Source organism: Streptomyces sp. SCSIO ZS0520 (assembly GCF_025643355.1).
Lineage (GTDB): Bacteria > Actinomycetota > Actinomycetes > Streptomycetales > Streptomycetaceae > Streptomyces > Streptomyces physcomitrii.
In genome coordinates this window covers 7,866,050-7,888,536 of record NZ_CP092644.1, presented here as the reverse complement: position 1 = coordinate 7,888,536, position 22,487 = coordinate 7,866,050, and the positions used below count along the sequence as shown (strand labels likewise).

Genomic DNA, 22,487 nt, shown 5'->3' with positions numbered 1-22,487 from the left:
GGTGGGTCAGCGCGCGGTCTGGGCCGCGGTGACGAGGGCGGCGAGGTCGGCGAGGGTGGACTGGGCCACGAACCGGCCATCGCGCGCCGACTCCCCCAGACCGAAATGCGCCGCCACCTTCCCCAGCATCTCCGCCCGCTTCAGCGAATCCACCCCCAGGTCGGCCTCCAGGTCCGCCTCACCGGTGACGACTTCGACGGGGTAGCCGAGGGCTCCGGCGTACAGCTCCCGCAGCTCTTCGAGGACCGAACCGGTCACCGGGGCGGCGGGAGCGAGGGAGGCGGGCGCCGTGGTGGTGGGGGTGGTTTCGATGAGGGCGGCGAGGTCGGCGAGGGTGGACTGGGCCACGAACCGGCCATCGCGCGCCGACTCCCCCAGACCGAAATGCGCCGCCACCTTCCCCAGCATCTCCGCCCGCTTCAGCGAATCCACCCCCAGGTCGGCCTCCAGGTCCGCCTCACCGGTGACCACCTCCACCGGGTAGCCCAGGGCCCCGGCGTACAGCTCCCGCAGCTCTTCGAGGACGGAGCCGGTCGCGGCTGTCGGGGTGGCAACGGGTGCCGGTGCGGGGGTGGTTGAGGGAGCGGGTACCGAGGCGGGGGTGGATGTGGGTGCGGGTGTGGGGTGGGGGCCGGGGGTGGTCTGGGGGATGGTGCGGCGTACGAGGCCGGTGAGGCCGGCCTTGCCGCATTCGGTGAAGTGTTCGGCGCCGTCGGCGTGCAGGGTGCGCAGGGTGTCGAGGAAGTGGACGGGGGCGGTCAGCTGCCGGGCGAGGAGGGCTTTGAGGTCGTCGGTGTCGTTGAGGTAGGTGCCGGCGACCGGGGAGTGGACGCGCAGGCGCAGGGGGTGTTGGGGCAGGTCGGTGAGGGCGGCGGTGAAGTGCTGGGCCGCGCTGTGGAGCAGGGGGTTGTGGAAGGGGTAGGGGGCGTTGAGGCGGGTGGTGCGGATGTCGAGGGCGGCGGCGGCGCGGGCGAGGGTGTCCAGGGCGGGGGCGGGGCCGGAGACGACGCTTTGGCGGGGGGCGTTGACGACGGCCAGGGCGAGGGTGTGTTCGGCCAGGGCGCCCAGCAGGTGGGTGGTGCGGGTGGTGTTGAGTTCGAGGGCGAGCAGGCCGCCGTCGGTGGGGCAGTGGGCGGCCAGGGCCTGGGCGCGCAGGGCGGTGAGGCGGGCGCCGTCGGCGAGGGTGAAGGCGCCGGCGACGGTGAGGGCGGCGATCTCGCCCATGCTGTGGCCGACCACGACGTCGGGGGTGCCGTGCTGTTCCTGGGCGAGGTGGTAGCCGCCGACTCCGGCGGCGAAGACGGCCAGTTGCAGGGCGAAGGGGTCCTGGCGGGTGAGGTCGGCCGCGGTGGGGGCGTCGGCGCGGGTGAGCAGGGTGCTGACGGGGTGCCGGCCGAAGGCGGCGGCGGTGCGGTCGACGGTGTCCAGGATCTCCTTGATCCGGGGGTGGCGCGGGAAGGTGTCGGCGAACAGTGCGGGGGTGTATCCCCCTTGTCCCGGCAGGAGGAAGACGGAGTTGACCGGCATAGGGGTGTCCTTGGTGTGAGTACGGGCTCGGCGGGCGCGCGGGTTACCAGGTGACGGGCAGTGCGCGTACTCCGTAGAGCACCATGTCGTGGCGGAAGGGCAGCTCTTCGAGGGGGGCGGCCGGCTGGAGGGTGGGGAACTTCTCGAAGAGTCCGGCGAAGACGGTGCTCAACTCGACGCGGGCCAGGGTCAGTCCGATGCATTTGTGGAAGCCGTGGCCGAAGGCGACGTGGGACTGCGGGTCCGGGCGGTGGATGTCGAAGGTGTCGGGCTCGGTGAAGACGGCGGCGTCGCGGTTGGCGGCGTTGATCATCACCAGGAGGCCGTCGCCCTTGCTGATCCGTGTGCCGGCCAGGGTGAGGTCCTCGGTGGCGGCCCGGGGCAGGCCCGCGTGGTTGATGGACAGGTAGCGCAGCAGTTCCTCGACGGCCTGCGGATACAGGGCCGGGTCGGCGCGCAGGGCGGCGAGCTGTTCGGGGTGTTCGAGGAGGGTGGCGGTGCCCAGGCCGATCATCTGGGCCATGGTGTCGTAGCCGGAGAGCATCAACAGGGCCGCCAGGCCCACGAATTCGTCGTGGGAGAGCTTGCCGGCCTCTTCCTGGGCGACGAGGCGGCCGAGCATGTCGTCGGTGGGCTGCTGTTCGCGGGCGGTGACGACCTTGTCGAAGTAGGCCATGAGTTCGCGGGCGGCGCCCTCGGCCTGGGCGGGGGTGCTGCTGCGGTCCAGGATGGTGTCGGTGAGGGTGACGAAGATGTGGTGGTCCTCGTAGGGGACGTCCAGGAGTTCGCACATGACGGTGGCGGCCATCGGGAAGGCGAGGTCGCGGACCAGGTCGGCGGTGGTGCCGCGGGCGGCCATGGCCGCAAGGAGGTCGTCGAGGATGGCCTTCATGCGGGGCCGTTTGGCTTCCATCTGGGTGATCAGGAATTCGCGGGTGACCAGGCGCCGCAGGCGGGTGTGGTCGGGGGCGTCCTGGTTGAGGAAGAAGCCGGGCGGGATGGGGGTGTCGCCGGAGATGTAGGAGGGGTATCCGGGGGTCTTGGGGTCGGAGCTGAAGCGCAGGTCGGTCAGGACGGTGCGGGCGTCCTCGTGGCGGGTGACGAGCCAGACGTGTTCGCCGCGCGGGGTGCGGACCTGGAACACCGGTTGTTCGGCGGCCAGTTCGCGGTAGGCGGGGGGCGGGTCGAGGGGGTGGGTGCGCGGCAGCGGGAAAACCGGGGCCGGGGTGGTGGTCATGGTGGGTGTCTCCACGGTGGTGGGCCGCAGGTGGCGGGCGGCGGCCTCGTCGGGTGAGGGCAGGAAGCCGGTGGCGACGAAGTGGTCGAGGTAGAGGTCGAACAGTTCACGGTCGACGGGGTGGGGGCGGATGCCGGTGCCCTCGAGGGCGGCGTCGAGGTGGGTGGTGGTGAAGGCGGGCCTGCTGCCCTGGTAGCCGACTTCCTCGGCGGGCTGGTCGGTGCCGAACAGGGGGAGGTAGCGGGCCAGTTCGTTGTCCTCGCCGCGTTCGACGGCGGCGGCCAGTTCCCGGTACCAGCTGCGGTAGTCCAGGCGGCGCAGCCGGTAGCCGTAGGCGGTGATGAGTTCGAAGATGTCGTTCATGGCGGTGGGGCGGGCGCTGGGCAGGTTGAAGACGGCGTGTTCGCTTCGGGCGCTCAGCGCGATGTGGGATACGGCGGCGGCGCAGTGGTCGACGGGGACCAGGTCGAGGAGCAGGTCGAGGTCGAGGTAGGCGCCGAGCTGGATGCAGCCCTTGATGAGGTGGTTGATGAAGGTGTCGGGTGAGCAGGCGCCGCTCTTCTGGGAGCCGGTGACGGCGCCGAGGCGGTGGACGTGGGTGGGGATGCCGCGCTCGCGGGCCTGGAGCATGAGGGTGTCGGCGACCCATTTGGACTGGCGGTAGCCGCCGACGACGTGCGCGCTCTCGGTGAGCGCCTCCTCGTGCCAGGTCCGCTCACCGGGGTGGCCGGGGTAGACGCCGATGGTGGACACGAAGTGGACGGCCTTGATACGGGTGCGGCAGGCCAGGCGCAGGACTTCCAGGGCGCCGAAGACGTTGACGGGTTTGAGCTGGGGGTAGGGCACGATCCAGCTGGAGACGGCCGCGTTGTGGATGACGAGTTCGGTGTCGGCGGCCAGGCGCAGGTAGGTGTCCTTGGTCAGGCCGAGGTAGGGGCGGCCGGTGTCGCCGGGGACGGCGGCGACGCGGTCCATGTCGGTGTCGGTGAGCAGCCCGTATTCGGCGAGGTTGGCGCGGACGCGGTCGGTGGCCTGGCGGGGGGTCTGGGCGCGGACCAGGACGTGGACGGTGGCGGTGGCGGGGGTGCGGTCCAGGAGTTCACGCAGCAGGAACGCGCCGGTGTAGCCGGTGCCGCCGGTCAGCAGGATGTGGTGGAAGGGGCCTTGGGTGGCGGGCAGGGCCTCTGGGTGGGGGGTGATGTCGGGGGGCAGGACGGCGTCGGCGCGCATGGCCTCGGCGTCGATGCCGCGGGGGTTGCCGGCGCCGGTGACGGCGGGGTCGGCCTGGGAGCCGATCATGCGGGCGAGCCGGGCGACGGTGGGGTCTTCGAACATGCGCCGCAGGTCGAGGCGGATGTCGTAGCTCTCGCGGATCTGGGCGGCCATCTGCAGCACGGTCAGGGAGTCGCCGCCGAGGTCGAAGAAGCTGGTCTCGACGCCGACTTGGGGCAGGCCGAGCAGGTCCTGCCAGATCCGGGCGAGGTGTTTTTCCACGGGGGTGCGGGGGGCGAGGTAGGCGCGTTCGGGGCTGGTGTCGGCGCTCAGTGCCGGCAGGGCCGCGCGGTCGACTTTGCCGTTGGGCAGGTGGGGCAGGTCGGGCAGGACCATGAAGTGGGCGGGGACCATCGCCTCGGGCAGGTGGGTGCGGGCGAAGGCGCGCAGGGAGGAGCGCAGGCCCGCCGCCCAGGCGGAGGTGAGCGGGTCGTTGGCCAGGGGGCGGTGGGTGCTCATGCCTGGTCCTTTTCGTCTGCGGGGCCACGGTGATCCGCCCGGTCTGCCGGGGCTGTCCGATCCGCCGGGGCTGCCGGGGCTGCCGGGGCGGACTGCTCTGCCGGGGCTGCCGGGTGGGCGGGGTCTGCGGGGCGGGTGGACTGGTCTGCCGGGGCTGCCGGGTCTGCCGGGTGGGCGGGGGTGGCGGGGGTGAAGTGGGCGTCGAAGGTGTCGAGGTGGCCGTGGTCGGGCACCAGGGTGCGCACCGTCATCGCGTACTGGGCGGCGAGGGTGTGCAGGTCCTCGGGGTTCAGGCCGGCCTCGTGTTCGCGTTCCCACAGCAGGCGGTCCAGGTCCCAGGCGGTGGCGGCCTCGTCGAGTTCGGCCAGGGCGCCGGCGGCCGCCGTCAGCGGGGCCAGGCGGCTGTTGGGGATGCCGCGCACGAGCAGGGGGCCGGAGGCCGCGGCCAGGCGGGTGCGCAGGACCTCGAGGTCGCGCTCGCAGTCCTGCCAGGTCGTCTGCCGGGCCGGGGCGGCCGGGGGGCGGGGGCCGGTCAGGAGGGTGACGTCGTAGCGGAAGAGGGAGAGTTCGTTGTGGTAGGTGCCGCGTTTGAGTTCGATGCGGACCTCGGTGATCTCGCCGAGTTCTTCGGCGAGGTGGTGGAAGAAGGCCGGGGACAGGCACAGTTCCCGCTCCTCCCCCAGGTGCCAGGCGATCTGGGCGCGTAGTTCCCCGGCGCTCTGCAGCGGGGTGGCGCGGTGGAGCTGGACGGCGGTGTGGAAGGCGGGAAGCATCTCCACGGAGCGGACATCGCCGAGGAAGACGGCGCCGCCGGGGGCCAGGGCCCGCAGGGCGTCGGTGAGGACGGTGCGCAGGTAGTCGGTGGAGGGGAAGTACTGGGCGACCGAGTTGATGACGACGGTGTCCAGGCTGTGCGGGGCGAGCGTGGCCAGGTATTCGGGGCCCGAGCGGTGCAGGGTGACGTGCTCGGGCAGGGGGTGGCCCAGGCTCGCGGCGGCGGCGGTGAGCGCGGTGGGTGACAGGTCGACGCCGTGGTAGGCCGCGACCTCGCCGGCCAGGGAGCGCAGGACCAGTCCCTGGCCGACGCCGATGTCGGCCAGCGCGGTGGGCTTCAGGGCGCGGATCGCCTCGACGGTGTGGGCGAGCCACTGGCGCATCTCGGGCAGCGGGATGGCCTCGCCGGTGTAGCTGGAGAGCCAGCCCGCGAACGCCGCCCCCTCACCCCCCTCACCGTCGCCGCCGCCGTCGCTGTCGTTGTCGCTGTCGCTGTCGCTGTCGCCGTTGTGGTGGGGGGTGGTGTAGGCGCTTTCCCACACCTCGCCCCAGTGCTGGACGTGGGCGTCCTGGACGGCGGTGTCGGTGCGGGAGCCGGCGGGTGAGACGTAGGCGACGAGTTCGGTGCCGTGGGCGGCTTCGACGGCGGTGACGGCGACGGCGTCCAGGCCGGGGTGGCGGGACAGGACGCTTTCGACCTCGTCGGGCTCCACCCGGTGGCCGAGGATCTTGACCTGGCGGTCGACGCGGCCGAGGAATTCCAGGCTGCCGTCCGGGCGGCGGCTGACGCGGTCGCCGGTGCGGTAGAAGCGACGCCGTGTGCCGGGGGCGGTGACGAAGCGTTCGGCGGTCAGTTCGGGGCGGTGCAGGTAGCCGGCGGCCACGCCGTCGCCGCCGATCCACAGCTCGCCGCTGACGCCGACGGGCAGTTGGCGGCCGCGTTCGTCGACGACGCGGGCCTCGGTGTTGGCGAGGGGCCGGCCGATGGGGACGGTGGCGGTGTCACGGGCGGCGTCCAGGGCGTGGACGGTGGACCAGATGGTGGTCTCGGTGGGCCCGTACATGTTGAACAGGCGGGTGGCGGGCAGCGCGTCGGTCAGGCGCCGGGCCAGGCCGGGCGGGAAGGCTTCGCCGCCGACGAGGAGGGCGCGCAGGCCGGCCAGCGCGCTCAAGGCGGCGGGTTCGGCGGCGATGGCGGCCAGCAGGGAGGGGGTGCCCTGCAGGAGGGTGATGTCGTGGCGGGCGCACAGTTCGGTGAGGCTGTGGGCGCTGTCGGCGCTCTCCTCGGCGTGCTGGTCGCGCAGCACGTCGACCCAGGTGAGGCTCTCCAGGACGGCGTCGGTCTCCAGGCCGAAGTCGACGAGGCAGGCGATCTCGTCGACGCCCGCGGCGGACAGGTCGCGTACGAGGTCGGCGCAGGTGTCCGGGGAGCCGAAGAGGCCGGAGGTCTCGAAGTAGCGGTCGATGGCCAGGTCGATGACGGCGTCGATCTGCTCCTCGGCGCCCATCTCGGGCAGGTCCTTGCCGGTGGCGGTGAACAGGGTGCGCCACAGTTCGGTGGAGCTGCGCAGGTAGGCGCGGAAGGGGTCGCGGGCTCGGCGGCGGGCGTCTTCGGTGTCGTCGGACAGGAAGGTGTGGACCATGACGGTGACCTGGCCGGGCCCCTGGTGGCCGGCTTCGGCGCGGGCCGTGCGGTAGGTGTCGATCTTCTCGGCGAGTTCGGCGGTGGACTGCCCGAACAGGTGGGTGAGCAGGTTGGCCCCGGAGGCGCCGGCCTTGCGGAAGGTGGCCAGGGTGCCCACCGAGGTGAGCCAGATCGGCGGCTCGGCCTGGACGGGGGCGGGGAAGAGGGTGACCTCGACGTCCTGGCCGCTGCCGCCGGTGCGGGTGATGCTCTGGCCGCGCCACAGGCGGCGGAACTCCTCCAGCTGGGCGCTCATGATGTCTTTGCGGTCGGCGAAGTTGGCGGGGCGCAGGACGAAGTCGTTGGAGTTCCAGCCCGCGGCGAAGGCCAGTCCGGTGCGGCCGCCGGAGAGGTTGTCGACCAGGGACCATTCCTCGGCGATGCGGAGGGTGTCGTGCAGGGGGGCCACCACGCTGCCGCAGCGCAGGGCGATGCGTTCGGTGGCGGTGGCCAGGGCGGCGGAGAGCACCGAGGGGTTGGGGTAGAGGCCGCCGAAGGCGTGGAAGTGGCGTTCGGGCGTCCACACGGCCTCGAAGCCGTGCCGGTCGGCGAAGCGTGCCGCCTCCAGCACCAGCCGGTAGCCGTCCTGGGTGGAGGCGCCGGCGGAGGCGGCGAAGAAGAACAGGCTGAAGGCGGTCGGCCGCTGGGGGGTGTCGCTGCGGGGGGTGAGGTTGGCGGTGAGGCGTTCACCGGCGATGACGACTTTGGCGCCGTGGGTGAGCGGCCACAGCAGTTCGGTCACGGAGATGTCGAAGGAGACGCTGGTGACCGCGAGGACGGTGTCGTGCGGGGTGCAGCCGATGCGCTGGTCCATGCCGGCGAAGAAGTTGAGGGCGTTGCGGTGGCGCAGGGCGGTGCCCTTGGGGGTGCCGGTGGAGCCGGAGGTGTAGATGACGTAGGCGGTGTCCTCGCCGGTGACCGGGGTGTCGGGTGCGGTGGCGGGATGGGTGTGCAGGAGGTCGGCGTCGCGGGTGAGGTCGATGACGTGCGCGGCGGTGAGGGTGTCGGGGGTGCCGGGGCCTTTGAGGAGGCAGGCGATACGGGCGTCGGTGGCGATGTGCTCCAGGCGGCCGGTGGGGAAGGAGGGGTCCAGGGGGACGTAGGCGGCGCCGGTCTTGAGGACCGCGAGCAGGGCGGTGACCAGATCGGGGCCGCGGCGCAGGCTGACGCCGACCAGGTCGCCGGGGCCGATGCGGTGGGCGCGCAGGTGGTGGGCGAGGCGGTTGGCGCGCGCGTCGAGTTCGCCGTAGGTGAGCTGGGTGTGGCGGTGGACCAGCGCGATCGCCTCGGGGCGGGTGCGGGCCTGGTGGGCGAACTGCTCGTGGACGGTGGTGCGGTGGTCGTAGGCGAGGGCGGTGTCGTTGAAGCGGGCCAGCCGGGCGTGTTCGGCCTCGTCCATCAGGTCGGCTTCCACGAGCGGGAGTTCGCTGTGTTCGGCGACGGCGGTAAGGGCGCGCTGGTAGTAGCCGGGCAGGCGGGTGCACAGGTCTTCGGGCAGGGCGGCGAGGTCGCAGTCGAGCCAGAGGGTCAGGGTGCTGTCGTCGGGGTCGATGAGGAAGTTCGCGGCCAGGGGGTAGTTCGTCTCGGCGATCCCGGCCGTGACCGTCATGGGAACCCGCTCACCACGGTCGCCCGCGGCGTGGAAGTCCATGAAGTTGACGTAGCTGTCCAGGCGGAGGCTTTCGCCGGTGTCCTGCTGCATCTGGGCGAAGGGGTAGCGGCGGTGGGGGGCCGAGGCGCGTTCGTGGGCGAAGACCAGGCGGGCGGTCTCGGCGAGCGTGGCCCGGGAGAGGTCCAGGCGCAGCGGCAGGGTGTTGAGGAAGACACCGATGGTCTCGTCGCCGCCGGCCTCCTCCAGGCGGGCGTTGGCGACGACACCGGTCAGGACCTCGTCGTCGCCGCTCGCCAGACGCAGGACGGCCAGATGGGCGGCGGTCAGGAGGGCCTTGAGGGGCAGGCCCTCCCGGCGCGCCAGAACGGTCAGGGCGCGGGCGGTGTGCGGGGCCACGGGGATGTCGTAGCGGCGGTGGAGGGCCGACCCCGAACCGGCACCGGTGCCGGAACCGGTGCTGGTATCGGTGCTGGTATCGGTGCCGGTGCCGGTGCCGGTGCCGGTCTCGGTATCGGTGCCGGTGCTGGTGCTGGTGCCGGTATCGGTATCGGTATCGGTGCTGGTGCCGGTGGTGCTGGTGCCGGTTTCGGTGCCGGTGGCGGGGGTGGGGAGGTGGGTGGGTTCGGCGCCGTGCAGAAGGTCGGCCCAGTAGGCGCGGGAGGTGTCGTCGGCCAGGGCGCGGCGTTCGGCGGCGACGAAGTCCCGGTAGGTGGAGGGCACTTCGGGCAGGGCGAGAGGGGTGCCGGTCAGGCGGGCGGCGTAGTGGGCGGTGATCTCCTCGAGCATGCGCATGTCGCTCCAGCCGTCGAGGACGACGTGGTGCTCGATCACGGACAGCTCGAAGGAGGTGGGGGTGCAGGGGTGGGCGGTGAACTTCAGCAGGGGGGCGTGCGCGGTGTCGAAGCGGGTGAACTTGGCGCGTTCGACCCAGGCGCGCAGGGCGCCGCGGCGGTCGCTCTCGCTCAGGTCGGTGAGGTCTTCGCCCCGTTCGACGGGGACGCGGACCTGGTGGTGGACCAGCTGCAAGGGCTCGCTGTAGCGGGCGAGGTCGAAGGAGCAGCGCAGTGAGGGGTGGCGGCGCACGGTGTCGGCGACGGCGGCGGTCAGGGCGTCGAGGTCCAGGGGGCGGCTGATACGGACGCTGGTGACCACGCGGTAGACGGAGGAGTCCTCGGCCAGGGCGGCGTGGTAGAGCATGCCGGTCTGCATGGCGCTGAGGGGGTAGGCGTCGTCGAGGCCGTCGGGCAGCAGGGCCCGGTCGGCGTCGGTGAGCAGCGCGAACGGCGCACCGGGACCCGCGGTGGCGGGGGGTTCCAGGGGGCGCAGGTGTGTGGCGAGTTCGCGGATGGAGGGGCCCTGCAGGAGGTCGGCGACGGTGAAGGTGTGGCCGCCTCGTTCGGTTTCGGCGCGGACGCGGATGGCGTGCATGGAGTCGCCGCCGAGGGCGAAGAAGGAGGCGTCGACGTCGGCCTGTGCGATGCCCAGGACGGTGCACCAGGCCCGGTGCAGGAGGTGTTCGGCCTCGGTGGCGGGCGCCGTCACCACGCCGGAGTCGGTGGCGGTGGCGGCGGTGGTGGGGGTGGGGAGGGCGGCGCGGTCGAGTTTGCCGTTGGGCAGCAGCGGCAGGGCGTCCAGGGTGACGAAGTGCGCCGGTGTCATGTGGGCGGGCAGGGTGCGCCGCAGCAGGGCCAGGAGTTCGCCGGTATCGGGGGCGGGCCCGTCGGGGACCAGGTGGGCGATCAACTGGCGCCGGCCGTCTGCTTCTTGGGGTGCGCTGACCACGGCCTGGGTGATGCGGGGGTGCTCGAGGAGGGCGGATTCGATCTCGCCGGGTTCGATGCGCAGGCCGTTGACCTTGACCTGGTCGTCCAGGCGGCCGCGGTAGAGGAGGACGCCGTCCGTGCGGCGCAGAACCGCATCGCCGGTCTTGTAGAGGGTGCCGGGGCCGAACGGGTCGGGCAGGAAACTCGCCGCGGTCAGGTCGGGGCGGTGCAGGTAGCCGGAGGCGACCTGGACGCCGCCGATGTGGAGTTCGCCGACCGTGCCGGGGGGCAGGGGCCGCCCCTCGGGGTCCAGGACGTACAGGCTGGTGTTGGCCACCGGGCGGCCGATGGGCACCGGGCCCGCGGCGTCGGCGGGGCTCACGTGCCAGTGGGTGACGTCGATGGACGCCTCGGTGGGCCCGTAGAGGTTGTACAGGTCGGGGCCGCGGGTGCCGGGGCTGTGGTGGCGTTCGAAGAAGCGGTGGACGGTCTCGGGGCGCAGCGCCTCGCCGCTGCACACCACGCGGCGCAGGGTGGGCAGGGGGGCGGCGGCGGGTTCGGTGAGGAAGAGGTCGAGCATGGACGGCACGAAGTGGACGGTGGTGACGCCGTGGTCGTCGATGGTGCGGGCCAGGGCGCGCGGGTCGCGGTGGGCGCCGGGCGCGGCCAGGTGCAGGACGGCGCCGTTCAGCAGCGGCCAGAAGAACTCCCATACCGACACATCGAAGGTGAAGGGGGTTTTCTGCAGGACCTTGTCGTCGGGGGTGAGCCGGTAGGCGTCCTGCATCCACAGCAGCCGGTTGACGACGCCGCGGTGCGGGACGGCGACGGCCTTGGGGCGGCCGGTGGAGCCGGAGGTGTACAGGACGTAGGCGGTGTCCTCTGGTCCCACCACAGCGGCTGCGGCTGCGGTGGTGTCGGGGGTGGTGGTGTCGGGTGCGGGGCCGGTGGGTGGGAGGTCGGTGGGTGGGGGGTCGGTGGGTGGGGTGAGGGTGGGCGGCAGGGTGTCCACGTTCAGGGTGGGGAGGGTGGTGGCAGGGAGGCGGTCGGTGAGGGTGGTGCGGGTCACAAGGTGCCGGGCGCCGGAGTCGGTGAGCTGGAACTCCAGGCGGGCGCGGGGCAGTTCGGGATCCAGCGGCAGGTAGGCGGCACCGGTTTCGAGGACCGCGAGGAGGCTGACGACCAGTTCCGGGGAGCGTTCGTCGCAGACGGCGACGATGTCGCCCCGCCGCACGCCGCGGGCGCGCAGTTCGGCGGCGAGTGCCTGGGTGCGTTGGGTCAGTTCGCGGTAGGTCAGGCGGGTGCCGGCGCTCTCGACGGCGAGGGCGTCGGGGGTGCGGGCGGCCTGGGCGCGGACCAGGTCGTGCACAGGCCGCTCGAGGTCCCAGTCGCGCCGGTGGGCGCGGGCCTCGGCGGCGAGGGCGGTGCGTTCGGCTCCGGTCAGGAGGTCGAGGTCGCCGAGGGGGCACTGGAGGTCGGTGTCGGTGTCGGCGAGGCGGTCGAGGAAGGCGGTCAGGCGTGCCCGGTGGGCGTCCAGGACGCCCGCGTCGTGCAGGGCCGGGTGGGCGTCGAGGGTGAGGCGCAGGTGGGAGCCGTCGCTGCCGCCGAAGAAGGTGAGGGCCAGATCGCGTACCGGGCCGACGGACAGCTGGTGGACGGTGCCGGTGAGGGTGTCGAAGGTGAGGGCGTTGTCGAAGCCGATGACGTTGACGACGACGCCGGGGGCGGACTCCACCGCGTGGGTGCGGCGCAGTTCGCGGGCCAGTTCCTCACCGCGCAGACGCTGATGGGCCAGAAGTTCACCGACGCGTTCGGCGACCTGCTCCACGAGGGAGGCGAAGCTCTGCCCGGTGCTCACGCTCAGCCGCAGCGGCAGCACGTTGGCGAGCATGGCGGGGGTGGTCAGGGCGGCGCGGGTGGTGCGCGCCCGTACCGGCATACCCAGGACGAGGTCGTCGTGGGGGCTGAGGCGGCGCAGGTAGGCGGCAGTCGCGGCGAGGGCGATGACGGACCAGTGGGTGCCGAAGGCGGCGGCCCGGTCGCCGAGGCCCCGCAGCGCGGCCGGTGCGCCGTAGCGGGCGGCGGGGCCGGTGGTGCCGGCGTGGGGATCGCCCAGGCTCAGGCGGTCGGGCCAGTCCTTGCTCTGCCGGCGCCAGTAGGCCAGGTCGCTGTCGTAGGCGTCGGAGCGGCGGTAGGTGTCCTCCTCGTCGAGGAGGTCGGCCAGACTCGCGGCGATCGCCTCGGTGGCCTCGGTGCCCTGGCAGCGTGCGGTGTACAGGTGGGCGATACGGCGCCAGTACAGCATCTGGCCGTAGCCGTCGAGGACGATGTGGTGGTAGCGCAGGTGGAACAGGGCGTGGTCGGGGGCGAGCCGCAGCAGGGTGTGGGTGAGCAGCGGGCCCTTCAGCAGGTCGACGGGGGTGGCCAGGTCGGCGCGGACCCAGTCCTCGGCGGCGGCGCGCGGGTCGTCCTCACCGCTGAAGTCCCGTGTCTCCAGGGGGGCTTGGGCGTCGTCGGCGACCTGCTGCCAGGGGGTGTCCTCGGCGTCGGTGGAAAACCGTACGCGCAACGCCTGGCTCTCGGTGTGGGCCTGGCGGACGGCCGCGGCGAGGTGGTGCTCGTCGAGCGGGCCGCGCAGTTCGATGTAGCCGCCGCAGTTGTGCTGGTTCTGCTCGGGGTCGAGGTGGTGCGCGATCCATACGTCTTTCTGCGCCGCCGACAGTGGGAAAAGCCCGACAGGGTGGTCCACGAGATTTCTCCGTCTCATGCATGGCAGGAAGCGCACACCGGATTACGGCAGCGGAATATGCGGCACGTCAAAGGACGGGACGGCACGGGCGGTCGAACCCGTGCACACCCGGCTGAATCAAAAGGAAACCGGCGGCCGCGACATACGCGTTCCCTGCCGGAAAAGGTCTCTCCCCCGCTCCCCCGTCTTCGTGCAGACAGTGCACCACTACCGCCGCCCCGTCCCGAGGCGGACACCGGCAGGGCATTACCCGGCCGAGGCAATTACCCTGCCCTGTCTCCTACTTCACCGCGTCTGTCACTTCACGGCATCTCTTACTTCACCGCGTCTGTCACTTCGCGGTGTCTCTTACTTCAGCAACCCGCGCCGGTGACGTCAAACCCCATCGGGAGAACCGTGCGGGCGGGTGCGGGATTTCCCTGCCGCGGGAAGGCCCCGCGGGAAGGTGTTGCGGGAATCCCCGCGGGAATCCCGCCGCCCGGTCAGGGGTGGGACACCGCGGCCCGAGGGATGGTGTCCGTGCACGTCAGCGCCGTGCGGCGGCCTCCGGGCGGCTTCCGGGCGGCTTCCGGGTGACTGTGGCGGCTCCTGCTGCGGGTGGGCGGTCGCACGGTGTGCGGAACACCGTAGAGGAATTGCCCATTCCGAAAGTGTGGTTGATGAGTGGCATGCTGGGCCGCTCACCGAAACCGTTGCCCGCCAGGCGGATTTGTCCGGTCCGCGCCGAAGCCGCGGCCACTACCGGCTACCCGTGCGCAAGCGGCCCGGTATCGAGAGGGAGTTCCCCGTGATGACGGTGCGTGTACCGCTCTCGTGCGGGATCCACGCGCCTGCGGTGCGGCTTCGTGCCGCACAGGCCGAGATCGATGTGCATAGCGCCCCCGTTTCGCATCTGCATCAAGGCGGTCAGCTTATGACCACCGGCCTTTCTCCGGCAACCAGTTCGCGTACGGGCTTTCCCTATTCGGGCCGCGAGGGTACGGGGATCGCACCGAGCCGACAGGAAGTGACTTTGGGTAATCGAATGGGAGGGGGTGGGGTGGGGAGTTGAGCGGGAATGCCGGGGCGCGCCGGGGAGGTGACCGGAGAGCGCCGGGGAGGTGACCGGGGCGCTGGGTAGTTGTCCGGGGGCGCCGGGGTGTTGCCGGGCCGGGGTGGCGGGAGTCGACCGGGGCCCGGGTGCCCGGAGGCCCGGGGGTGTCCCGGGGTGTGCTGGGGGCCCGGGGGTGCCGGGGGCCCGGGAGGCTGGAGCCCGGACGTGCCGGGGATGGCCCCGAGGGGTGCTGGGGGTCTGGCTTATGGGTCGGTTGTGGGGGTGGGGGGGTGGTCGTCGCCGAGGGGGTAGGTGTCTTTGACCTTCACCTCGCTCAGGGCGCGGCCCTCGGTGAAGACGCGGCGCCAGTCGCCGGCGACGTGGAGTTCGTCGGTGCCCATCGCGCGGATCACGAGCAGTCCCGACTCGTGGGCTCTGAAGGCCTTGAGCCACAGGTTGGCGAAGGCCTGGGAGCGGATCAGGTGCATCCAGTCCGGCCGGTACAGCTCGCGGTTGTAGTGCGAGGTGCCCATGGTGGCGACGAACTTGGCGTACATGGCCTTGACGTATTCCAGGGTCACCGTGTCGTCGGCGGCCAGGGCGCGGTCGCGGGCGTCTTTGAGGGTGAGGCGGAACTTCTCCAGGAGGCCCTCGCTGGCGCCGGAGGTGAAGGACTCGTGGATCACGGGTGCCTCGCACAGTGAGTGGCGGGGGCCGGACAGGCGCAGCAGCAGGCGCAGGGTGGGTTCGGTGACCCACAGGGGGCCGGGTTCGTCGCGTTGTCCCAGGGGGTGGGGCAGGACGTCGTCGTGGTGCCAGTCGGGCGGGGTGATCAGGTGGACGCCGGCGCGGCGCCGGTCGTGGGCGGGGCCGGTGTGGTGTTCGAGGCGGCCGAGGGGGAGGTGGGTCTTCAGGGCGGACAGGTAGGCGCCGTTGAGGTCGAGGGCGGACACCTCGTGGCGGCCCGGCGGGAGCCAGGGGCGGGTCCATTTGGGGCGGGCCTCCCAGATCAGGTCGGCGCCGCGGGCCTTTTGCGGGCGCAGGATCTCGGGCAGCGGGGGGTGGGCGATCACGTCGTAGCGGCCGCCGATACGGCAGTGGTCGAGCAGGGCCATCGCGTCCGGGATCGCCTTCTTGACCAGAGCCGCGGTGGCGGCCTCCGGATCACCGCCGTGCTGCAGCAGCGCCGTACGGACCGCGTCGGCGACCAGATCCGGCACCTGCCCCGGCCCCTCGGCACGCCGCCCACGCGCCACCAGCGGCTGCGCACCACGAACGGGACGCGGCGAACGACCGGGGGCGGGGGCGGGCGCGGGCGATTCGGGCGCGGGTGGTGCGGGGGTGGCGGAGGGTGCGGGGGTGGTGCATTCCTCGGGGGTGAGGTGCTGGGGGAAGCCCTCGACCTGGTGGCGGGCCGGTCCCCCGCACAGCACGCAGGGCCGCGCCGTACCCAACTCGCCCTCGCCACCGCCGGGTTGGGCGGGGCCGGGGTGGGCGAGTTCGGATTCGGGTTGGGCGGGGTCGGGTTGGGTGGGGGTGTCGTGGAGGGGGGTGGTGGGGGTGAGTGCGGCGAGTCTGTCGCGGGCGGCGTCGAGGAAGTAGGCGTACTTCTCGCGGGTGCTGCCTTCGGGGTCGCGGCCCTGTTCCCAGGCGCGGACGGTGGCCGCGCTCACGCCCAGGGTGCGGGCGAGTTCGGTCTTGGACAGGTTCAGGGCCTCGCGCAGGGCCGCGCGCCTAGCGGGGGGCGGCAGCGGCGCCTTGGGTCCGGAGCGGGCCAGGAGCGCGTCGATCGCGCCGAACTCGCCGTCGGGGCGGGCGTTCACGCGGCGAAGCCGATGTTCGTCACGTACTCGTAGCTGCCCCACTGGGAGCCGAGGTCGCTGAGGTACTCGCCGACCCAGTGCTCGTCGAGGGCGGCCGTGTCGCCGTCCGCCCAGGCGCCGACGAGGTTCTCCCAGCGGCGCACGTTCATCGTCCGGTATTCGAGGACGCGCTGGTGGGGGCGTACGACCTGGGACTGGTCGAGGGGGTGGATCTCCACCCGGGTGCCGCGCCCGCCCCGGTTGAGGCGGGCCAGCAGATGCCGGGCCACGTTGCGGCGGCGGACCTGCCGGTAGGCGTCCTCGACACGCCGCAGGTTCCGCGGGGAGGGGCTGCGTGTGCCGTCCTGCCAGGCCTTGAGGGTGCGGTCGGTGACGGTGAGCCCGGCCGCGCGGGCCGCGCGGCGGGCACGGGGGCTCCTGGTGAGGTAGTTCAGGCGGGCGAGCAGACCGCGGCGGGTGGTCACCGGGGAGGTGATCCCCCCGGCGAGCCGGTCGAGCTGGCGGGCGATCGCCTCGCCGCCCTTGATACCGCGGGCACCGAACTTCCCGAACTCCAGGCTGCGTTCAGGCATCGGCCGCCCCCCGGACACGGTGCCGGTCGGCGAGCGCGCGCAGAGCGAACCCGTACCAGCGGATGTTCTCCCGCTCGAAGGCCAGCCCCCGCGCCAGCGTCAGATACGGGCCGAGCCGGCGTTCACCCGCGAGGTACTCCTCCTCCGTACGCCCGTCCAGGAGACGGGCACGCGAGCGCTCGTAGTCCTGCAGCTTGCCCCTCGCCGCCGCGAGCCTGGCCTGGAGATGGCTGCGGACACCCGCCGTGTCACCGAGGTCCACCGCCTCGACCTGGACCAGCAGCTCATCACGGATCGCAGTGGGCCTGGGCGCGCGGGCGGTGAACTCCCGCAGCGCCGCGCGACCGGCGTCGGTGAGGGAGAACAGGCGCTTGTTGGGACGCCGCTGCTGCTCGACGAGACGGGCCCGGACCAGCCCCTGGGCATCCAGCCGCTCGAGTTCACGGTAGAGCTGCTGAGGCGTGGCACTCCAGAAGTTCGCCACCGCGGCGTCAAAGGACTTGGCCAGGTCGTAACCGGAGAACTCGCCGTCGGCGAGCGCGGCGAGGATCGCGTTGCGCAGGGCCATACACCCGACCCTACCCCCGCACCCCACACCCCCCGGCGCCCCACCACAACCACACCCCCGGACAGGACGACCACACCCCCGAGCAGGGACGACCCCACCCCCGGGCAGAGCCCCGACCACACCCCGGATGGGGCGCTCACACGCCCGGGGCGGACGGCCACCTCCCCAGGCGGGGGACGAGCGCACCGCCGGGCAGGACGGCCTCCGGCAGGGCGGCCGCGCACCCGGCGGGGCCGACTGCGCCGCCGGGCAAGGCGGCCTCCGGGGGGCGGCCGCACACCCGGGCGGGGCAACCGCGTCCTCCGGCGGGGCCAACCGCCCCGGGGCGGGATGACCGCGTGCCCCGGCAGGGCCGACCGCACCTCCGGGCAGGACGACCGCACCCCCGGGCAGGACGACCGCGTCCTCGGGCGGACAGCCCCGGCAGGGACGACCGCGCACCCCGAGGCACGCCGACCTCCGGCAGGACGACCACACCTCCAGGCAGGCCAACCGCACACCCGGTGAGGCAACCGAGCCGTTGGGCAGGGCGATCACCCCCTCGGGCAGCCCCCCCCCGGCAGAACAACCGCACTGCCGAGCAGACGGCCACGCCAATTGCACCGTCAGGCAGGGCTCCCGGCAGGACGACCGCGCCTCGGTGGGGCAACCGCCCCCTCGGCGGGGCAACTGCGTCCCGAGCGGGACGACCGCACCCCGGGCAGGACACCCTCCGGCAGGACAGCCGCATACCAGGGCAGGGCAGCCACACCTCCGGGCAGGGCACCCCCGGGCGGGGCGACCGCACCCCGGGCAGGACGACCGCACTTCCCGACAGGCCAACCACACCCCGGGCGGGCCAACCGCACCGCCGACCGCACCGCCGGGCAGAACGCCCCCCGGTGGGACGACCGCACCCCCGGGCGGGCCAACCGCACCGCCGACCGCACCGCCGACCGCACCGCCGGGCAGAACGCCCCCCGGTGGGACGACCGCACCCCCGGGCGGGCCAACCGCACCGCCGACCGCACCGCCGACCGCACCGCCGGGCAGAACGCCCCCCGGTGGGACGACCGCACCCCCGGGCGGGCCAACCGCACCGCCAACCGGACCGCCGACCGCACCGCCGGGCAGGACGACCCCGGTGGGACGACCGCACCCTCGGGCGGGCCTCGCGTCCCCCGGCGGGGCGACCGCTCCTCCGGTCCGGGCCGGACGACCCCCCGCCGGCGGGGGGGAATCGCATTGCCGGGGTGGGGCAACCAGGCCGGGGGTGCGTGCGTCTTGGAAAGGGAAGGGGCACCGGCATCGGGGCCCGCGAGGCGACGTGCCCGAAAGGTGAGCGGCGCTCAATTCCGGCCACCACCCCGGTCAACGCCTCCCACATACACCGACAGTGTTATGCCGAGGAATTCCCGGCAAATCTCCGCTGTTATCGCCGATAACGCATGCAAGAAACGCATCGATAAACAAAACGGGCAAACAAGTGCCCGGAATGCGGGAGTCCGGAAATCTCTGGCGATAGTCGTGCGGCATCGGCCCCGCGCGAGAACGCGCATTGCACACGGTTTCCCTCTTGGGGGTTTCGTGTATGCTGGCCCTCATTGGCGAGAGGCCTGGTGAGCGGGGGTGACGTGGCCTCGGCAGCACTTTTGTGACTTTCGATACGGGTGCACAGGCGCAGCCCGGCCGCAACTCCTCCGGGGCGACGGCCGGGCGCTTTTTATGCAAAATTATCGGCCAGTTAATTATGTTTTTACCGGCGGCTCTGGTGGCACCGGCCGGGGGGCGTATAGCTTACCCGGGAAGCATGAGCCTTCGCGGACATTTTCCCGCGTCGTATTTCGGGGGGTGCGGACAGCAGTGTTTTCATTTGCCGGGGCCAAACAATTCGATGCGCACTTCGAAAAACTGAGGAGGGTGTTCTCCCGCACGCTGCAGGGCGAGGTGGGCGTCGTCCTCGTCGAAGGGGCCGTCGGCTGCGGCAAGACCCACGCCCTGGACGCCGTCACCGCGCACACCGCCAAAGCGGGCGCGCTGGTCCTCAAGGCCTACGGCTCCTGCGCCGACCGCACCGCACTGGGCACACTGCGCCAGCTGATCGACTCACCCCGCCTGCCCAAAGCCAGCGCCGAACGACTGCGCCGCGCCCTGGGCCCCGACCCCGCCGACACCCTGCCTCCCGCACCGGGACACGGCGAGAACAACCCCCCGGCCGCCTGCGCCCACCTGCCCGGCGCCCGCGAGTTCCGCGCGGCACTGATCGAACTCGCCGCCCGCGAACCAGTCGTCATCTGCATCGACGAACTCCACTCCGTGGACGCGGTCTCCCTGCAATACCTGCTCTACCTCGCCGGCAGCGCCCCCACCGCCAAACTCCTGCTGGTCTTCGCCCAGGCCACCGACACCGACCACAAAGACGCCGTCTTCACCACCGAACTCCTACGCCGGCCCAACTTCCAACGCCTGCGCGTCGAACGCCTGACAGCCGAGGAAACCGCCCGCGGCCTGACCACCCGCCTCGGCCTGCCCTCCCCCTTACACCTGTCATGCACCTGGCACGACATCAGCGGCGGCAACCCCCTCCTGCTCCGCGCACTCATCGACGACTACCGCACCACCCCCACCCCAAGCACCGCCACAAGCCGTGCCACAGACACCACCACCAGCACCACCACGGACACCACCACCAGCAGCACTGCGGGAAGCACTGCGGGCAGCACCACCACCGGCGGCACCGCGGGCAGTGGTGCGGGCGGCGCTGCGGGCAGTGGTGCTCGCGGCCGGAGCAGCGCCGCGGCAGGCAGAAGCGGCGCCGCGGGAAGCCGGGGCAGCGGCGCGGGAGGCCGGGTCGAGCCGGTGGTCGGCGACATGTTCCTGCAAGCCGTCCTCACCTGCATCTACCGCAGCGGCCGCACCGTCTCCCAGATCGCCGCCGGCATCTCCGTCCTGGGCACCGGCACCTCCCCCGAACTCCTGGCCCGCCTCCTCAAAACCGGACCCGCCGCCACCACCCGCGCCCTCACCGCACTCGAAACCGCCGGACTCCTGAAAAACCTCGCCTTCCGCCACCCCGCCGTCCAAGCAACCGTCCTGGAGAACATGGACGACGACCAACGCCTGGACCTCAACCGACGCGCCGCCACCCTGCTCCACCAAAACGGCGCCTCCACCCTCAGCGTCGCCCGCCACCTCCTGGCCGCCCAAGACGCCGAACAACCCTGGGCCATCCCCCTCCTACGAGACGCCGCCCAACAAGCCCTCGCCGAAGACGAAGCCAAACTCGCCGTCGCCTGCCTCGAACTCGCCTGCACCGCCAGCAACGACCCCGAAGAACAAGCCGGACTACGCCTGGGCATCGCCGGAATCATGTGGCGCCTCAACCCCTCCGCCTCCGAACGCCTCCTCGAAGAACCCCTCGCCGCCCTCCGCTCCGGAACCCTCCCCCCCACCCACATCGCCAGACTCGGCGAACTCCTCCTCGCCCACGGCCGCATCGAAGAAGCCCGCAGCGCACTGGGCCACATCCACCCCACCACCCCCCACACCAACACCTCAGTCCTCTCCCAATTCCGCATGACCACCCGCTGGGCCCAACACACACCCCACCCACAACCACCCACACCCCACACCACCCCACCCAGCACCCACAGCAGCACACCCGATGCGCACGAAGCCTGGCCGGAGGCAAACACCTCACCCGGCATGCACGAGACCTCACCGGGCACCCCCACCGCCGCACCGGGCATGAGCAGCACCCCACCGGGCATGCACGAAACCTGGCCGGACACGAACACCTCGCCGGGTGTGCACGGAGCCCCGCCGGGCAACTCCACTCCCCCACCCGGCACGAACAGCAGCACACCAGGAACGCACGACGCCCCGCAGAACACGAACAGCGGCACACCGGGTACACACGAGACCCCTCACGGCGAGCGCACCACCTCGCACGGCGGGCGCACGACCTCGCCGGGCATGCACGGGACCTCGCACGGCGGGCACGGGAACTCGCCGGACACGAACACCTCACCGAACGGGCGCAAAGCCCCATCGCCAGGCACGCACGGAACCCCGCAGAGCGGGCACGGGACCGCGCGGAGCACGAACACCTCGCCCGGCACGAGCAGCACACCGGGCCGACACGGGACCCCGCGGGGCACAAACACCCCTCAGGGCATGCACGGGACCCCACCCGGCACGAGCAGCACACCGGGCATGCACGGGACCTCACCCGGCACGAGCGGCACACCGGGCGGGCGCGGGACCTCGCCGGGCGCGAACACCTCACCGGGCGGGCGCGGAGCCCCGTCGCCGGGTGGGCGGACGCGGGCAAAGAAGGGCTCCCTGTCCTCGATCACCGCGGTCTTCAGCGGCTTCTTCGGCACCGGACAACAAGAGGAATCCCCCCTCGCCGCCGCGGAGAAAGTCCTCGAGGTCTCCCCCCTGACCGACGCGACCTTCGAACCCCTCGTCACAGCCGTCAACACCCTCCTGTTCGCCGGCCGCCCCGACAAAGCCGCCCCCTGGTGCGACGCCCTCATCGACGAATCCCGCCGCCGCCGCGCCCCCGGCTGGCGCGCCGTCTTCGCCTCCCTCCGCGCGGAGACCGCCCTGCGCCTGGGCAACCTCACCGAATCCGCCTCCTACGCCCGCACCGCACTGGAAGCCGTACCCGGCCGCGACGGCAGCGTCTTCATCGGCGGCCCCCTCGCCCACCAGATCCTCGCCTACACCGCCATGGGCAAATACGACACCGCCGCCCGCCACCTCAGCCACCCCGTCCCCGACGCCCTCTTCCGCAGCGTCTACGCCCTCGCCTACACCCGCGCCCGCGGCCGCTACTACCTCGCCACCGGCCGCACCAACGCCGCCCTCGGCGAACTCCTCATGACCGGCAAACTCGCCCAACGCTGGGACATGGACGAACCCGCCCTCCTCCCCTGGCGCACCGACGCCGCCGAAGCCTGGCTCCACCTCGGCGAACACGACAAAGCCACCACCCTCCTCACCGAACAACTCACCAAAAACAACACCGACGCCCGCGTCAAAGGCACCACCCTCCGCCTCCTCGCCCACACCAACACCCCCGACAAAAAAACCCGCCTCCTCACCCAAGCCATCGAAGAACTCCAACGCTCAGGCGACCGCCTCGAACTCGCCCGCGCCCTCAACGACCTCGCCCACACCCCCCACACCGACCCCACCCGCGCCACCACCCTCACCCTCCGCGCCTGGCCACATCGCCAAGAATGCGGCGGCCGAAGAACTTCGCCACCAACATCCACGCACCCCCACACCAGCTAAATATCCAGTGTTCAGCAAACAACAAGTCAACCACGATGCGAGTCAGAAGAAATGGAACAGAAACAAATGGGACCGAAAACCACCGAACCATTTCTGCAAAAACCAATGAACCGCCCACCACCCACCACCCG

At 72.2% G+C, this 22,487-nt stretch carries 7 protein-coding genes; 1 reads left to right on the top strand and 6 read right to left on the bottom strand.

The features are described 5' to 3' along the window. Positions 1-6: 6 nt before the first annotated feature. From MID12_RS32090 to MID12_RS32065, 6 genes are all read right to left on the bottom strand, one after another. On the bottom strand, positions 7-1,527 hold the full coding sequence (locus MID12_RS32090) for an acyltransferase domain-containing protein (RefSeq protein WP_263163948.1): 1,521 nt from the start codon (positions 1,525-1,527) through the stop codon (positions 7-9). A gap of 43 nt (positions 1,528-1,570) precedes the next feature. Next, positions 1,571-4,495, bottom strand: a complete 2,925-nt coding sequence (locus MID12_RS32085) for a thioester reductase domain-containing protein (protein ID WP_263163951.1) — start codon at positions 4,493-4,495, stop codon at positions 1,571-1,573. After that, positions 4,492-13,077 (bottom strand): non-ribosomal peptide synthetase, encoded by an 8,586-nt coding sequence (locus tag MID12_RS32080; protein ID WP_263172753.1) that lies wholly within the window; start codon positions 13,075-13,077, stop codon positions 4,492-4,494. Before MID12_RS32080 ends, MID12_RS32085 begins: the two co-directional genes overlap by 4 nt. 1,296 nt (positions 13,078-14,373) lie before the next feature. Further along, positions 14,374-15,933, bottom strand: coding sequence for a helix-turn-helix domain-containing protein (locus MID12_RS32075; protein WP_263163956.1), 1,560 nt, complete (start codon positions 15,931-15,933; stop codon positions 14,374-14,376). Beyond that, positions 15,930-16,505 (bottom strand): transcriptional regulator, encoded by a 576-nt coding sequence (locus MID12_RS32070; protein ID WP_263163958.1) that lies wholly within the window; start codon positions 16,503-16,505, stop codon positions 15,930-15,932. Before MID12_RS32070 ends, MID12_RS32075 begins: the two co-directional genes overlap by 4 nt. Further along, a complete protein-coding gene (locus MID12_RS32065; protein WP_040245980.1) occupies positions 16,498-17,073 on the bottom strand; it encodes a PadR family transcriptional regulator in 576 nt (191 codons plus the stop codon). The genes MID12_RS32070 and MID12_RS32065 overlap by 8 nt, the downstream gene beginning before the upstream one ends. Before the next feature lie 1,704 nt (positions 17,074-18,777). Here MID12_RS32065 and MID12_RS32060 point away from each other — a divergent pair. Further along, positions 18,778-22,356: an AAA family ATPase gene (locus tag MID12_RS32060; protein WP_263172750.1), complete on the top strand. Its 3,579-nt coding sequence runs from the start codon at positions 18,778-18,780 to the stop codon at positions 22,354-22,356. Positions 22,357-22,487 lie beyond the last annotated feature (131 nt).